General features: G+C 70.8%; 15 protein-coding genes. 9 read left to right on the forward strand and 6 right to left on the reverse strand.

What is annotated here, in order from left to right:
• The first annotated feature begins 22 nt into the window (after positions 1–22).
• The 5 genes from ACRYCC_RS29485 to lipB all read left to right on the forward strand — a co-directional run bounded on the left by ACRYCC_RS29485 (position 23) and on the right by lipB (position 5006).
• Positions 23–988: an antibiotic biosynthesis monooxygenase gene (locus ACRYCC_RS29485; RefSeq protein WP_433816984.1), complete on the forward strand. Its 966-nt coding sequence runs from the start codon at positions 23–25 to the stop codon at positions 986–988.
• A gap of 96 nt (positions 989–1084) precedes the next feature.
• A complete protein-coding gene (locus ACRYCC_RS29490; RefSeq protein WP_433816985.1) occupies positions 1085–2467 on the forward strand; it encodes an FAD-binding oxidoreductase in 1383 nt (460 codons plus the stop codon).
• Between the two features lie 9 nt (positions 2468–2476).
• Positions 2477–3370, forward strand: coding sequence for a TIGR01777 family oxidoreductase (locus tag ACRYCC_RS29495; RefSeq protein ID WP_433816986.1), 894 nt, complete (start codon positions 2477–2479; stop codon positions 3368–3370).
• Positions 3371–3458: 88 nt separating this feature from the next.
• Entirely contained in the window at positions 3459–4196 is a 738-nt protein-coding gene (locus ACRYCC_RS29500; RefSeq protein WP_433816987.1) for a Type 1 glutamine amidotransferase-like domain-containing protein, read from the forward strand.
• A gap of 51 nt (positions 4197–4247) precedes the next feature.
• Positions 4248–5006: a lipoyl(octanoyl) transferase LipB gene (gene lipB, locus ACRYCC_RS29505; protein WP_433816988.1), complete on the forward strand. Its 759-nt coding sequence runs from the start codon at positions 4248–4250 to the stop codon at positions 5004–5006.
• On the opposite strand, the gene ACRYCC_RS29510 is transcribed toward lipB, so the two are convergent.
• Positions 4988–5503: a DUF1877 family protein gene (locus ACRYCC_RS29510; RefSeq protein WP_433816989.1), complete on the reverse strand. Its 516-nt coding sequence runs from the start codon at positions 5501–5503 to the stop codon at positions 4988–4990. The genes lipB and ACRYCC_RS29510 overlap by 19 nt on opposite strands.
• Positions 5504–5670: 167 nt before the next feature.
• Positions 5671–5994, reverse strand: coding sequence for a YbjQ family protein (locus ACRYCC_RS29515; RefSeq protein ID WP_433816990.1), 324 nt, complete (start codon positions 5992–5994; stop codon positions 5671–5673).
• A 64-nt stretch (positions 5995–6058) separates the two neighbouring features.
• Here ACRYCC_RS29515 and lipA point away from each other — a divergent pair, with 64 nt between their 5' ends.
• Together lipA and ACRYCC_RS29525 are read left to right on the forward strand one after the other, a co-directional pair.
• Entirely contained in the window at positions 6059–7003 is a 945-nt protein-coding gene (lipA, locus tag ACRYCC_RS29520) for a lipoyl synthase (RefSeq protein ID WP_433816991.1), read from the forward strand.
• A 127-nt stretch (positions 7004–7130) separates the two neighbouring features.
• Positions 7131–7823, forward strand: a complete 693-nt coding sequence (locus tag ACRYCC_RS29525) for a DUF4191 domain-containing protein (RefSeq protein WP_433816992.1) — start codon at positions 7131–7133, stop codon at positions 7821–7823.
• Positions 7824–7914: 91 nt separating this feature from the next.
• On the opposite strand, the gene ACRYCC_RS29530 is transcribed toward ACRYCC_RS29525, so the two are convergent.
• The 3 genes from ACRYCC_RS29530 to ACRYCC_RS29540 all read right to left on the reverse strand — a co-directional run bounded on the left by ACRYCC_RS29530 (position 7915) and on the right by ACRYCC_RS29540 (position 10939).
• Positions 7915–9489, reverse strand: a complete 1575-nt coding sequence (locus tag ACRYCC_RS29530; RefSeq protein WP_433816993.1) for a N,N-dimethylformamidase beta subunit family domain-containing protein — start codon at positions 9487–9489, stop codon at positions 7915–7917.
• A 53-nt stretch (positions 9490–9542) separates the two neighbouring features.
• Positions 9543–10361: a phosphatase PAP2 family protein gene (locus ACRYCC_RS29535; protein WP_433816994.1), complete on the reverse strand. Its 819-nt coding sequence runs from the start codon at positions 10359–10361 to the stop codon at positions 9543–9545.
• Positions 10362–10504: 143 nt separating this feature from the next.
• Positions 10505–10939, reverse strand: coding sequence for an OsmC family protein (locus ACRYCC_RS29540; RefSeq protein WP_433816995.1), 435 nt, complete (start codon positions 10937–10939; stop codon positions 10505–10507).
• 223 nt (positions 10940–11162) lie between these two features.
• On the opposite strand from ACRYCC_RS29540, the gene ACRYCC_RS29545 reads away from it, so the two are divergent.
• Complete coding sequence (locus ACRYCC_RS29545; RefSeq protein ID WP_433816996.1) at positions 11163–11864, forward strand: hypothetical protein; 702 nt, start codon at positions 11163–11165, stop codon at positions 11862–11864.
• Positions 11865–11930: 66 nt separating this feature from the next.
• Here the strand turns inward: ACRYCC_RS29545 and glnA are convergent, their stop codons facing one another.
• Positions 11931–13355: a type I glutamate--ammonia ligase gene (gene glnA / locus ACRYCC_RS29550; RefSeq protein WP_433816997.1), complete on the reverse strand. Its 1425-nt coding sequence runs from the start codon at positions 13353–13355 to the stop codon at positions 11931–11933.
• Between the two features lie 242 nt (positions 13356–13597).
• Here glnA and ACRYCC_RS29555 point away from each other — a divergent pair, with 242 nt between their 5' ends.
• On the forward strand, positions 13598–14083 hold the full coding sequence (locus tag ACRYCC_RS29555; RefSeq protein ID WP_433816998.1) for an RDD family protein: 486 nt from the start codon (positions 13598–13600) through the stop codon (positions 14081–14083).
• Positions 14084–14106 lie beyond the last annotated feature (23 nt).

Below are 14106 nucleotides of genomic sequence, written 5' to 3' on the forward strand. Positions count from 1 at the left end.
CTCCTGTCGTACAGTGACGGCCATGGAGTCCCCCGCGAGCATCGGACTGAATGGCAATGTCGCCAGTGTCGTGATTTACCTGAAGGTCCGCGAAGGCCGCGAGGAGGAGTACCGGCACTGGCAGGACAGGATCGACGCCGTCGCACGCGGTTTCGCCGGATTCGAGGACACCGAGGTATATCCGGCGGGCCCGGACCAGCCCGGCGCGTGGGTCGTCGTCTATCGCTTCCGCGATGTCGGCCTGCTGACCGCCTGGCTGGATTCCACGGCTCGCCGGGAGCTGCTGGACGAGGGCCTGCCGCTCTTCGACGGGCCGGCGAAGCAGGAGGTCCTGACCGGTGGGGCGCCCAGCCGGGAGGTGGTGACGGCGGTCATCTCGCACCGGGTGCGGCCGGGCCGGGAAGAGGAGTTCGCCCGGTGGCAGGACAGGGTCCGCAGAGCGCAGGAGAAGTTCCCCGGTTTCCTGGGATCCGAGCTTTTCAGCCCCGTGCCGGGAATTCAGGATAACTGGGTCGCAGTGGTGCGTTTCGCCACCCGCGTGCACCTCGACGAATGGCTGGAATCCGACGAACGCGCCAGGCTTCTGGAGCAGGGCCGCGGCGACTTCGTCTCCTACGACGTGCGTAAGATCAAATCGGCTTTCAGTGGCTGGTTCCGGTTCGACGGCCACGAGAAGGGGACCGTTCCCGACTGGAAACAGGCCATGTCCGTGATACTGGCCCTCTATCCCACCGTGATGATCCTCAACCTGACGCTGGGCAGGGGGCTGGCCGCGGCGGGGGCGCCGGGCTACCTCGCGCTCTTCCTCGGCAACGTGGTGAGCGTCGCCGTCCTCACCTGGCCGCTGATGCCGCTGGTCAACCGGATGCTCGCGTTCTGGCTGGTGCCGGGGCGCGCGGGCTCCCTCCGCGCCGAGGTCGCGGGCACCGCGGTCGTGGTCGTCTGCTGCCTGGCGTTCGTCACCGTCTTCGGCCTGACCACGAGCTGAGACCCGCGCGTAGGGTGCCCGGCGGACAGGGCCCGCGCGGGCGGCACGACGCGGGTGGGACGACCGTACGAGAACCGTGCGAGAGAGGAGACGCCCATGGGCGGTCCGAGACGTGCCCGCCATGTCGAGGAGGCGTTGATCTGGCGGGGCACCACCGGCTACGAGGAGGCCCGGGCGGGCACCCTGTGGAACGAGCTCACGCCGCGGCGGTTCCCGGAAGTGATCGTCCAGGCCTCCTCCGTGCGGGACGTCGTGGACGCGGTCGGGCTCGCCCGCTCGCACGGGCTGCGCGTCGCCGTACGGTCCGGCGGCCACAGCTGGTGCGGCTCCCCGCTGCGCGACGGGGGCATGCTGATCGACCTGTCCCGGCTCCGGGAGCAGAGCATCGATCCCGGCACCGCGACGGCGACCGTGCAGCCCGGTGTCACCGGCCGTGACCTCGCCCTGGCCCTCGAGGAGCACCGGCTCGCCTTTCCGGTGGGCCACTGCGGCTCGGTGGGCCTGGGCGGCTACCTCCTCGGCGGCGGGCTCGGCTGGAACTCCGGCAGCTGGGGACCGGCCTGCCGCAGTGTCCGGCAGATCGAGGCGGTGACGGCGGACGGCGAGCTCGTCGTCTGCGACGAGGAGCGGAACCCCGATCTGTTCTGGGCGGCGCGCGGGGCCGGCCCGGGGTTCTTCGCGATCGTCACCGCGTTCCGTCTCGGCCTCCATCCCCTCCCCGCGCAGATCACCACGACCGGCTACGTGTTCGCGCTGGCCGACCTCACGGAGGTGGCGCGCTGGACCGACGAGCTCGTGGCGGTGCTGCCGCCGGGCGTCGAGCTGAGCATCGTGCTCGGCACCGCGGACCCGGACCTGGCGGCGGTGCCGCCGGGGACCGCCGCGGTCACGGTCACGGCCACCGCCTTCGCCGCCACGCCGGACGAGGCGGCCCGGCTGCTCGCGCCGGTGCGCGAGTGCCCGCTCGCCGGGCGGGCGCTGTCCCGCCGGCCCCCGGAGCCGACCCCGTTCCACGTGCTCTTCGGCGGCTCCGGCGACCGGTGGCCCGGCCGGCACCGCTACGCCGCCGACACGCTGTGGTCGTCGGCGGACCTGGCGACGCTGCTGCCGAGGCTCGCCGGGCCCGCCGTGGAGGCGCCCTCCGCCAGGTCGCTGGTCCTGGTGGCCCCCGCGCCCGCCGGCCGCGCGGGCGGCCGGGCGCCGGACATGGCGTTCTCGGCACTCGGCGGCAGCTACCTCGTCGGCTACGCGATCTGGGACGACCCGGCCCGGGACGAGATGAACGGCCGCTGGCTGCAGGAGACCATGCGGGCGGTGGAACCTCTCGGGACCGGCCACTACGTCGCCGAGACCGATCTCCTGGCGAGCCCCTCCCGGGCCGCGCGCTGCTATGCCCCGGCGGACTGGGAGCGCCTGTGCGCGATCCGGGCGGCACGCGACCCCGAGGGACTCTTCGAGCCCTATCTCGGCCCGGCATAGTCTGGCGGGATGAGGGTTGCGATCACCGGCGCCTCGGGCCTGATCGGCGCCGCGCTCAGCGGGCAGCTGCGCGAGGACGGGCACGAGGTCGTACATCTTGTCCGGCGTGAGCCCCACGGGCCCCAGGAGGCCCGCTGGGACCCGCAGGGCACCGTCGACACGGCGGCGCTGGAGGGCGCGGACGCGGTGGTCCATCTGGCCGGCGCGGGGATCGGCGACCATCGGTGGACCGAGTCCTACAAGAAGAAGATCCGCGACAGCCGGACGGCGGGCACCCGGACCCTGGCGGAGGCGCTGGCCGGGCTGGACCGCCCGCCGCGGGTGCTGATCTCCGCATCGGCGGTCGGCTTCTACGGTGACACCGGCGACCGGGAGACCGACGAGTCGGGGCCCCAGGGGGCCGGGTTCCTCGCCGGGCTGGTCCGCGACTGGGAGGCCGCGGCCGCCCCCGCGGCCGCCGCCGGCATCCGGGTGGTCCATCCGCGGTCGGGGCCCGTGCTGGCCCGCGAGGGCGGTTTTCTCGGCAAGGTGCTGCCGCTGTTCAAGCTGGGGCTGGGCGGCCCGCTCGGCAACGGCCGCCAGTGGATGAGCTGGATCTCGCTGCCCGACCAGCTGGCGGGCCTGCGGTTCCTGCTCGACCGCGACGACGTCGAGGGCCCGGTCAACCTGACGGCCCCGCATCCGGTGACCAACGCCGAGTTCACCAGGGCGGTCGGGAAGGCCCTGCGACGGCCCGCCGTGCTGCCCGTGCCGGCGGCGGCCCTCCGGCTCGCAGTGGGCCGGTTCGCCGACGAGGCCATCCTGGTCAGCCAGCGGGTGGTCCCCCGCCGGCTGACCGAGGCCGGGTTCACCTTCGAGCATCCGGACGTCGACAGTGCGGCCTGCGGCGTCCTGCGGGCCTAGCAAGCCACAAGAATCCCTAAAAGCGCCCGCTTTCACCGCTGTGTAGTCGTACCGTGACCAGAAATGAGCACCGAGCGGGAGTGAGCGCATGAGCACTGACGGACAGCCGCACATCCTGGCCATCGGCGGCGGCAGCTTCATCCCGGACGACCGTTACGGCCTGACGCCGAGCCCGCTGCTGCGGTACGCGCTCGACCTGACCGGTCAGGATCGGCCCCGGGTGTGCTTCCTGTCCACCGCGGTGGGCGACAGCACCGAGTACGTCGCCCGCTTCTACGCGGCCTTCTCCCAGCTCGACGCCGAGATCAGCCATCTGGCGCTGTTCCCGATGCCCAACGTCCCGGACGTGCGCGGCCATCTGCTCAACCAGGACCTGGTGTACGTCGGCGGCGGCAGCGTGGCCAACCTGCTGGCGCTGTGGCGGCTGCACGGCCTCGACGACATCCTCCGCGAGGCGTGGCAGTCGGGGGTGGTGCTGTCCGGGCAGAGCGCGGGCGCCCTGTGCTGGCACGTCGGCGGCAACACCGACTCCTTCGGGCCGCAGCTGCGCCCGCTGACCGACGGGCTCGCCTTCCTGCCGTACTCCTGCGGCGTGCACTACGACAGCGACGCCCAGCGAAGGCCGCTGCTCCAGCAGCTGATCGGCGAGGGCACCCTCCCGGACGGGTACGCCGCCGACGAGGCGGTGGGGCTGCACTACGTCGGCACCGAGTTCGTCCAGGCGGTGTCGCATCGCGAGAAGGCCGGCGCGTACCGCATCGAGCCGGACGGGTCGGGCGGCGCCAAGGAGACCCGCATCGAACCGCGGCTGCTGACCTCCGCCTGACCTCCGCCTGACCTGCGGCGGTCCGCCCCGAGCACACGTAGGCTGTATCGCGTGAAGGATCTGATCTTCGTTCATGCGGGATTCGGCGAGCGCGCCGTTCCCTACCAGGAAGCCTGGGACCTGCAGCGGCGCACCCACGAGCAGCGGGTGGCCGGGGAGCTCCCCGACACCTGCCTGCTGCTGGAGCATCCGGCGGTCTACACCGCCGGCAAGCGCACCGAACCCGCGGACCGCCCGCTGGGCGACCCCGGCGCGCCGGTCATCGACGTCGACCGCGGCGGCAAGCTCACCTGGCACGGCCCGGGCATGCTCATGGGCTACCCGATCCTCCGGCTGCCCGACCCGATCGACGTCGTGGCCTACGTCCGGCTGATCGAGGAGATGCTCATCCGGACCTGCGCGGATCTCGGCGTGACGGCCACCCGGGTCGAGGGGCGCAGCGGCGTGTGGGTGCGGGGCGCCGCGGTGACGTCACCGCTCACCGTGGCGGGCCTGCCGCAAGTCCCCGATCGCAAGATCGCGTCGATCGGCATCCGGGTGTCCCGTGGCGTGACCATGCACGGGTTCCAGCTGAACTGCGACTGCGACCTGTCGTGGTTCGACAAGATCGTGGCATGCGGGATCCGTGACGTGGAGGCCACCTCGCTCTCCCGTGAGCTGGGCAGGCCGGTCCGGATCGCGGAAACGCTCCCGCTGGTGGAGCGGCACTTCGCCGAGCTCCTGGGTGCGACGGAGACGTTCCATCGCACCCTGGCCCAGATCGCGGCGGCGGAGCCGGTCGAGGCGATGGGTCAGCCCATCACCTTGTAGATCGCCTGGCCGTCGTTGGCAGCGGCGACGAAGAACCGGGCCAGCGCGACGTAGGCCGGCCGCAGGAACCGGTCCCGGGCCTCCTGCGGCGGCCGCTGGGCCCAGTCCGGCGCGCCCTGGACACCCGCGGCGATCATGCGGGGCAGGTCGTACCGGGCGGAGATCGCCTCGAACGGCGTGTGCGCCAGGTGCTCCGCGGCCGCCTTGACCCGCTCCGCGGCCAGGAAGATCACGTCGAGGCCGAGCTCCGCGGTGCCGTCCTCGGTGAGCAGCCTGCCACCGCAGACCACGTCGGCCTCGGGGGCGCGGCCGTCCCACGGATCACCCGTGATCAGGTAGTGCAGCCCCTGCCAGGCCCCGGCGATGTCGATCATCTGATCGGGGGCGTGCCGGCGGCGCCAGTCCGGCACGCCGAACACCAGGCGCGCGATGCGGCCGGGGTCCGGTTCCCCCTCCATGGCCGGCGGCAATCTGAGGTACGTCATTGCCACACTCACGGCTCTTCCTCCTGCGTACGGGCTCCTGCACGGCGACCGGCCTGTGCCCCGGCGACCACGGCAACAGGGAGTCACCCTAGAGAGATCGCTAGCTACTCAGGGTGGAAACATGGGAATCGGACTACAACGGCATCCGGTTGTTACGCTCTCGCGACATTTGACCCTTGTCAGGTGACTTTGCGGGCCTTCACCGCGGTGCCATACGCACAGATCTCGGTCCCCACGTCACGCAGCTCGTTGGTCTCGAACCGCATCGCCAGCACGGCGTCGGCCCCCTCCGCCTCCGCCGCCGCGATCAGCCGTTTGCGCGCCTCCAGCCTGCTGTCGCTCAGCTGTTCGGTCAGGCCGCGCGCCTCGCCGCCGAACAGGCCCCGCAGCCCCGCCTCGATCTGGGAGCCGGCGGCGCGCACGAAGACGGTCGTCCCGAACACGTCCCCGAGCACCTCGGTGATCTCGTGACCGGGGAGGTCGTTCATGGTGCTGACGATCATGAGTCCACCTCGCGGGGGTTCTCCGGGGGTAAGAAGGAGCGGCTCTTGGACGTACCCTAGGGGAGTGACTGCGGTGACCCCAGAGGGGCGTAAGCTCCTGCGACTCGAAGTACGCAACAGCGAGACCCCGATCGAACGCAAGCCGCCGTGGATCAAAACCCGGCTGAAGATGGGGCCGCAGTATCGCGAGCTCACCGAGCTGGTGCGCGGCGAGGGCCTGCACACGGTGTGCCAGGAGGCCGGCTGCCCCAACATCTACGAATGCTGGGAGGACCGCGAGGCCACCTTCCTCATCGGCGGCGACCAGTGCACCCGGCGGTGCGACTTCTGCCAGATCGACACCGGCAAGCCGGCCGCCTATGACCGGGACGAGCCGCGCCGGGTGGCCGAGTCGGTGGCCAAGATGGGGCTGCGCTACGCCACGGTGACCGGGGTCGCCCGCGACGACCTGCCCGACGGCGGGGCGTGGCTGTACGCCGAGACCGTCCGCCGTATCCACGAGGCGGTCCCGGGCTGCGGGGTGGAGCTGCTCATCCCCGACTTCGACGGGATCCCCGCGCAGCTCGCCGAGGTGTTCGGCACGACGCCCGAGGTGCTGGCGCACAACGTGGAGACCGTGCCGCGGATCTTCAAGCGGATCCGGCCCGGGTTCCGCTACGAGCGGTCCCTGGACGTCATCACCCAGGCCCGGGCCGCCGGGCTGGTGACCAAGTCCAACCTGATCCTGGGCATGGGAGAGACCCGCGAGGAGATCTCGCAGGCGATGCGCGACCTGTACGGCGCCGGCTGCGAGCTGCTCACGATCACCCAGTACCTGCGGCCGAGCATCCGGCACCACCCGGTCGAGCGCTGGGTCAAGCCCGAGGAGTTCGTCGAGCTCCAGGCCGAGGGCGAGCAGATCGGCTTCGCCGGGGTGATGTCGGGGCCGCTGGTGCGCTCCAGCTACCGGGCCGGACGCCTCTACCAGCAGGCCATGGCGGCCCGCGACGCCGCCGCGGTCGCCCGCTAGGACCCTGGTCCCGGCGGCCCCCGTGGGGGCCGCCGGGACCGCGCAGGCCCCCTCACCCACCGGGGCCGGCCGCTCACACGGTGCTCCGTTTTCACGTCGCCGGGCGAATACTCGTATCCTTCGGTCCATGGCAAACAAGCCCACCGACGGGGCCGCGCGTCCCGGCCGTATCAAGCAGATCGGCGCTCTGGCCAAGGTCCTCCACAAGGCCAACCCCAAGGCCCTGCCGATCGTTTTCGCCGCCGCGATCGCCACCCTGATCGTCGCGGTGGTCATCGGGCTCCTCATCGACCAGTTGCTGTTCCTGATCCCGCTCGGGATCATGGGCGCGATCCTGGTGGGCATGATCGTGTTCGGCCAGATGGCCCAGCGGACCCAGTACAAGATGATCGCCGGTCAGCCCGGCGCCGCGGCCAGCGTGCTGGACAATATGCGCGGCGGCTGGACGGTCACCCCGGCGGTGTCCGGCAACCGCAGCCTCGACCTGGTGCACCGGGCGGTCGGCAGGCCGGGCGTGCTGCTGGTCTCCGAGGGCCCCTCCAGCCGGGTCGGCCCGCTGCTGGGCGCGGAGAAGAAGCGCCTGGCCCGGGCCGCCGCGCAGGTGCCGATCTACGACATCCAGGTCGGCGACGAGGAGGGCCAGATCCCGATCGGCAAGCTGCAACGGCACATCATGAAGCTGCCGCGCAACCTCAACAAGGCCCAGGTCGGCGAGCTCAACGACCGGCTGCGCGCGCTCCCGGCCACCATGCAGATGCCCAAGGGCCCCATCCCGAAGGGGGCCCGGATGCCCAAGGGCCCCAAGCCCAAGACCCGCTGACCCCTCCCCCGGCCGGGCGCTCCGGCCGCCGGCGACCGGCCGGGACTGCCCCGCCGGCCGGGTGGCGGTCCGTGGATCGCCACCCGGGCGATCAGTCCCGGTCCGCTCCGGCCGAGGTCGGGTATCCGTGGTAGGGCTTGACCTGGTCGAGGTTGTCCCGCGCCGGGTGCCGGGCGCCGACCGGGCCCTCGGCCATGGCGCGCAGCAGCGTCTCGGTGACCCGGTCGACGAACCTCTTGGCCGTGTCGTCGACGCCGTGGCCGCAGCGGGCGCCGCGCATCGCGCACACCCACCGCATGGTCCCCGCGGCGAAGACGCCCGCGCCGCTCGGCACGGTGTAGTAGGCCGAGTCCGCGTGGCTGGCGCCGTTCCCGCACACCAGCGGCGAGTGGGCGAGCACCTCGATCGGCCGGGGCGTCGTCACGACCGGGTTGACCCGGTCGTACTCGGGGCCGACCAGCCCGTGGAAGCGCTGCCCCCTGCGGACCCCGGTGCCGGCGAACAGCCAGTTCTGCGGGCGGTAGACGACGTAGTCCGCCTCCACCGGATTGCACTCGTAGAAGACACCGGTGAGGTCGCTCTCCGGCCGCGGCCTGCGGGCCAGCCGCCAGTCGATGGTGATCTCGGCCGGATCCCTGGCGCCGATCGGGTCGTCGAGATCCTTGTAGCAGATGACCAGGCGGTTCTGGCCGAGCCTGGTGGCGCCGAACCGGATGTGCCGGTTGACCTCGTTGGCGCCGAGGAAGGCGATGTTGACGCCCGCGTCCCTGGACCTGGTCGCCTGTTCGCGCATCGGCGTGGACCAGTACTCGTCGTGGCCCAGGACGGCGAGCGCCTTCGCGCCCTGCAGCAGCGCCGGATCGGCGTGCAGGTCGTTGTCGGTCTCGTAGGCCAGCGGCAGCCCGAGCCGCTCCGCCAGCACGATGGCGGGCTGCTCGTAGGCCATGTACTTGACGGCGCCGTCCAGATCGTAGGGCCGGTCGAAGGCGACCGCGCGGGACCGCTCGTCGTAGCCGCCGATCCCGTCGTAGAGGCTGTAGCCGCCCCACCGGTTGTAGGCCTGCCAGGTGGTGGTGCCGTTGAGCACGACGACCTTCCCGGCCGTGCTCGCCGAACGCACCGTGATCGGGACGTACCGCTGGGCGCCGGAGTCGGCGCTGAGCCGGAGCAGGTAGGACCCCTCGGGCCAGCCCTGGGTGGGGACGGTCGCGGAGACCTTCCACGGCGCGGTCACCGTGCGGGTCGCCTGCTCGATACGGGGCGGAGCCTGCACGCCGCCGGTCAGGTGCGGCGAGGCCCACACCTCGCGGGCCTGGGCGCCGCCGTACCAGCCGGTGCGGAACGCCTGGACCCGGTACCCGCCGGCGGTCGTGGAGACGAACAGCCGGAAGGACTCGCCGGGCAGCACGCTGACGTGGTCGGTGTAGCCCTCGATCTCGTGTTCCGCGCCGACTCTGTGGACCCGCCAGTCGGGGGCGCCGGGCTTGGCGTTCTCGGCCGCGGTGACCTCTGCGGGCGCCACGGCCGGCGCCGCCACGGGTGATCCCGACACCGCGGCGGACCGGCGGTGCTTCGGGGCGGACGCGGCGCCGCGCGCCGCGCACCCGGCCGGCAGGAGCACGGCCAGGACGAGAAGGGGGACGACGATCCGCCGAGGAGTGCGCACGGCCCAGCATCCTTCCGTACGCCGCCGCCGGGCGCCGCGCCGAGGGGAACCCTTTACCCGGAGCGGTATCTGCCCGGGGTCGCGGTGAGCATGGCCAGGGCGATGCGCTGGACCGGCACCGTGACCCGCCCCAGCAGGTTCGCCGCCAGGAACCCGCAGGCCAGCGCCACCGCGCCGCCGACGGCGTCGAGCAGGAAGTGGTTGGCCGTGCCCAGGATGACGATCACCGTGCAGACCGGGTAACACGCAGCGACGATCTTGACCCAGCGGCGCCGGGCGAGGTGGACCACGGCCAGGGCGCACCACAGCGACCAGCCGGTGTGCAGCGAGGGCATCGCGGCGTACTGGTTGGACACCGAGGCGATCGGCGAGGAGTCGTACAGCCCCCAGCCGTGCAGGGTCAGGACCGTGTCGACGAAGCCGGGCAGCATCCGCGGCGGGGCCAGCGGGTAGAGCCAGAACCCGACCAGTCCCGCCAGCGTGGTCCCGAACATCATCCAGCGGTACATGGGGTATCGGTCGGGGCGGCGGAAGTAGAGCCACAGCAGGACACCGATGGTGACCGCGAAGTGCAGCGTGGCGTAGTAGTAGTTCGCCCCGAGGCCCAGCCAGGTCACCTCGCTGAACAGCTGGTTCAGCGGCCGTTCCAGGTCGAGATGCAGGGTGCGCTCGGCGCCGTAGAGCTCGTGCGCCCGGCCGAGCGCCTCCTGGTGCCGGGCCGGCACCAGGTTGCGGACGAGCGAGTAGACCGCATAGCAGACCGCGATGAGCGCGACCTCCCGCCACAGCCCCGGCCACCGCGACCGGGCGCGGCGCTCCCCGGTGAACTGCGGTTCCAGCGTCCCGACGGGGGCGACGGCGACTCTGGTCATGTACGGCCGCCTCAGACGTCCGCGGTCGCGGACGGTGTCGAGGCCACCGGGGAGGTTACCCGAAGCGGGAGGTTTTCGGTCATGTGTCTTATCTTCGTCCGGGCATCAGGGGGCTGTGATCGGCATTGCGAACGGTCTTCTCCTCAGCCTTGAGGACTAGCAGCATCGTGCGAGGCCTGCTCCGGCAGTACCAGCTCGACCGGAGTCGGCTCCTTGAGCGCCCGGCCGACCGTGCAGTAGCGGTCGTGCACCCGGTGGACGACCGAGGTGAAGACCTCGGCGGCCTGGTCGTCGCCGGCCGGGAGTTCCACGTCGTAGGTGATCGTCACCTTCTCCAGCTTGGTGGGCTCGATCTTCTCGGCGCCGACCGTCGCCGCCAGCGCGGTCAGCCGGTGGCCGCGCTTGGCCGTCAGCGGCTCCACCGTCACCAGCTCACAGCCGCCGAGGGCGGCGAGCAGCAGTTCCACCGGCGAGAAGACGCCGTCGTCCCCGGACCCGCCGATCATCACCTCCGCGCCGCGATCGTTGCGGGCGACGAAGCCCCCGTCGTCGGTACGTTCGACCCTCACCGTGGCCATGGCGGTCTCCTTCGCGTTCACCGGGCCTCAACAGGCGCGGTGCCCGGGTTCTTCCCGGATCCGAGGAGAGCCCGATCACGTCGCGGTACCCGGCACGGCACACCCGGTCGCATGGCGAGCGGGCACCTCACTGAGGGAGAACCGCACTTGACTCGGATTCGCTGCGGTGGACGGTACGCCCCGAAGGGAGAGGCGCCGACGTCAACGGCGCCCAACAATCAAAATGACCGAGCCTGAGCAACAAACCACGACGAGGACCGTCGCGGAGCTGTTAAAGACGGTCACCCAGCGGGTGGCGCTTCTTCACGTCGTTTGGGAACTGGGCAACGCCGACAATGAGGAGGCCGCGGCCTGCTTCGTCAAGCTGGCGAGGGAGTTCCTGCCCAGCGTGGCACGCGACCTGGCCGACGTGACCACAATGTTCGCGGAAAATCTCGCGAGCTACGGTCTACGAGACGCACACGCGTGGTTTGGCAGCGAGAGCGAGGAGTTGCGGCGCTTGGCCATCCTGTTCGGATGGGTGAAAGAAGGCGCGCTGAGGATCGACGAAGCCCTTCGGCAATGTCGATCACCGCAGACCACGATGAATACCGTCCTGGACGTGCTGGAACTCGTCACGTATCAGGTGGCATTTCTGGACTGCGTGTGGGAAGCCCGCAACGCCGGCGAGGCCGTCAACCCGGTGGCCGAGGCTTACTTCGTCGAACTGTCGGGGAAGTTGTTGCCCAGCGTGGCGGAAGACCTGGCCGACGTGACCACAATGTTCGCGGAGAGTCTCGCGAGCTACGGTCCGCAAGGCGAACATGCGTGGTCCGACAGCGATCACCAAGCATTGCGGCGCTTCACCACCGTGTTCCGTTGGGTGGCGGAAGAAGCGCTGAGCGTCCAAGAAGTCCTTCGGGAATGTGAATCACCGATCGCCTGACGGGCGTCATCCAAGAAGGGCGCGGCCTGCCGGCCGCGCCCTTCTTTCCAGTCTTCGTTCCGGCCGTCAGACGTCGTAGTAGAGCTCGAACTCGTGCGGGTGCGGGCGGAGCCGGATCGGGTCCAGCTCCTTCTCGCGCTTGTAGGTGATCCAGGTCTCGATCAGGTCCTCGGTGAAGACGCCGCCCTCGACCAGGTAGCCGTGGTCGGCCTCGAGCGCGCTGAGCACGCCCTCCAGCGAGCCCGGCACCTGCGGGATGTTGCGGGCCTCCTCGGGCGGCAGCTCGTAGAGGTCCTTGTCCACGGGCTCGGCCGGCTCGATCTTGTTCTTGATGCCGTCCAGCCCCGCCATCAGCTGGGCGGAGAACGCGAGGTAGGGGTTGCAGGACGGGTCCGGCACCCGGAACTCGATGCGCTTGGCCTTCGGGTTCGAGCCGGTGAGCGGGACCCGGATGCACGCCGAGCGGTTGCGCTGGGAGTAGACCAGGTTGACCGGGGCCTCGAAGCCGGGCACCAGGCGGTGGTAGGAGTTCACCGTCGGGTTGGTGAAGGCCAGCAGCGACGGGGCGTGCTTGAGCAGGCCGCCGATGTAGAAGCGGGCCATGTCCGACAGCCCGGCGTAGCCGACCTCGTCGTAGAACAGCGGCGAGCCGTCCTTCCACAGCGACTGGTGGCAGTGCATGCCCGAGCCGTTGTCACCGAAGATCGGCTTCGGCATGAACGTGACGGTCTTGCCGGCAGCGCGGGCGACGTTCTTGACCACGTACTTGTAGAGCATCAGGTTGTCGGCGGACTTCAGCATCGACTCGAAGCGGATGTCGATCTCCGCCTGACCGGCCGTGCCGACCTCGTGGTGCTGCATCTCGACGTCGATGCCCACCGAGATGAGCTTCTCGACCATCTCCGACCGCAGGTCGGTGTAGTGGTCCATCGGCGCGACCGGGAAGTAACCGCCCTTGTACGGGGGCTTGGCGCCGAGGTTGCCGCCCGCCTCCTCGCGGCCGGTGTTCCAGGCGCCCTCGATCGAGTCGAGGTAGTAGTACCCGGCGTTCTGCTTGGTCTCGAAGCGGACGTCGTCGAAGATGTAGAACTCGGCCTCCGGGCCGAAGTACACGGTGTCGGCGATCCCGGTGCTCTTGAGGTAGTCCTGCGCCTTCTTGGCGATGTTGCGCGGGTCGCGGCTGTACGGCTCGCCGGTGAGCGGGTCGTGCACGAAGAACGTGATGTTCAGCGTCTTGTGCTGACGGAACGGGTCGACGACCGCGGTCGTGGGGTCCGGCAGCAGCAGCATGTCGGACTCGTGGATCTCCTGGAAGCCGCGGATCGAGGACCCGTCGAACATCAGGCCGTCGGTGAAGACGCTCTCACCGAAGTTCTCCACGGGGAACGTGAAGTGCTGCACCGATCCGGGCAGGTCGACGAACCGGCAGTCGACGAAACGCACTCCTTCACTCTCTATGTAGCTCAGGACCTCTCCGGCGCTACTGAACATCCATCCTCCTTGGGGCGCTTTTGGCTGTTGAAACGGTATGATCCGGCGGTTTCTCTGCCATGTCTCATGTGTTTCCGCTGTGTTACGTAGGTCGTCGCCGGGTCCGGTCCCGGACGCGCTCCGTGGCGGCGGAGACGCCCGGGGATTACTGAGACCGTAGGGAAGCGTACGCTCCGGCACCGCCGCGTGGAGTGGACCGGGCCGTCTGCGAAGGACGTGTCCCCCGGCGGTAGCGTGGGTGCATGAGCGAGCCGAAACAGCAGCAGACCCGGCGTGGCGGACCGGCCGGTTCCTGGCTCGGCGGGGTGCGTTCCGCCGGAGTCGACCTCGGGTTCCCGGGCGAGCGGCTCGGGCTTCCCGAGGAGGGCCCGGGCTCGGCCGCGAGCTACGGGCGCCGGCTCCTGGCGCTGTTCATCGACTGGGGCCTCGCCTGGCTCGCCGTCCTCTTCCTGGCCCGGGTGCTCGGCTGGCACGTCGGCCAGGGGTCCCTGCTGCCGGTCGCGGTGTTCGCCGTGGAGGTCTGGCTGCTCACCGGGCTGCTGGGACTCACCGCCGGCAAGCGGCTGCTGGGCCTGCGCGTGGTGCGCCTCGACGGGCGGCCGGTCGGCCTGCTGTGGTCGCTGGTGCGGACCCTGCTGCTGGTCCTGGTCATCCCGGCCCTGGTCTGGGACCGCGACTACCGCGGCCTGCACGACCGGGCCGCCGACACCGTGGTGATCAACGTCTGAGCGCGGCCGGGCGGTCATGGCGG

It is taken from the genome of Actinomadura scrupuli, assembly GCF_050971785.1.
Lineage (GTDB): Bacteria > Actinomycetota > Actinomycetes > Streptosporangiales > Streptosporangiaceae > Actinomadura_E > Actinomadura_E scrupuli.

Excerpts from the sequence above, each read along its gene's own strand:
- ACRYCC_RS29525 (WP_433816992.1), top strand. The coding sequence starts at position 7,131 with ATGGCAAACAAGCCCACCGACGGGGCCGCGCGTCCCGGCCGTATCAAG.
- ACRYCC_RS29535 (WP_433816994.1), bottom strand. The coding sequence starts at position 10,361 with ATGACCAGAGTCGCCGTCGCCCCCGTCGGGACGCTGGAACCGCAGTTC.
- ACRYCC_RS29545 (WP_433816996.1), top strand. The coding sequence starts at position 11,163 with ATGACCGAGCCTGAGCAACAAACCACGACGAGGACCGTCGCGGAGCTG.
- ACRYCC_RS29485 (WP_433816984.1), top strand. The coding sequence starts at position 23 with ATGGAGTCCCCCGCGAGCATCGGACTGAATGGCAATGTCGCCAGTGTC.
- ACRYCC_RS29555 (WP_433816998.1), top strand. The coding sequence starts at position 13,598 with ATGAGCGAGCCGAAACAGCAGCAGACCCGGCGTGGCGGACCGGCCGGT.
- ACRYCC_RS29495 (WP_433816986.1), top strand. The coding sequence starts at position 2,477 with ATGAGGGTTGCGATCACCGGCGCCTCGGGCCTGATCGGCGCCGCGCTC.
- glnA (WP_433816997.1), bottom strand. The coding sequence starts at position 13,355 with ATGTTCAGTAGCGCCGGAGAGGTCCTGAGCTACATAGAGAGTGAAGGA.
- ACRYCC_RS29500 (WP_433816987.1), top strand. The coding sequence starts at position 3,459 with ATGAGCACTGACGGACAGCCGCACATCCTGGCCATCGGCGGCGGCAGC.
- ACRYCC_RS29490 (WP_433816985.1), top strand. The coding sequence starts at position 1,085 with ATGGGCGGTCCGAGACGTGCCCGCCATGTCGAGGAGGCGTTGATCTGG.
- ACRYCC_RS29540 (WP_433816995.1), bottom strand. The coding sequence starts at position 10,939 with ATGGCCACGGTGAGGGTCGAACGTACCGACGACGGGGGCTTCGTCGCC.
- ACRYCC_RS29515 (WP_433816990.1), bottom strand. The coding sequence starts at position 5,994 with ATGATCGTCAGCACCATGAACGACCTCCCCGGTCACGAGATCACCGAG.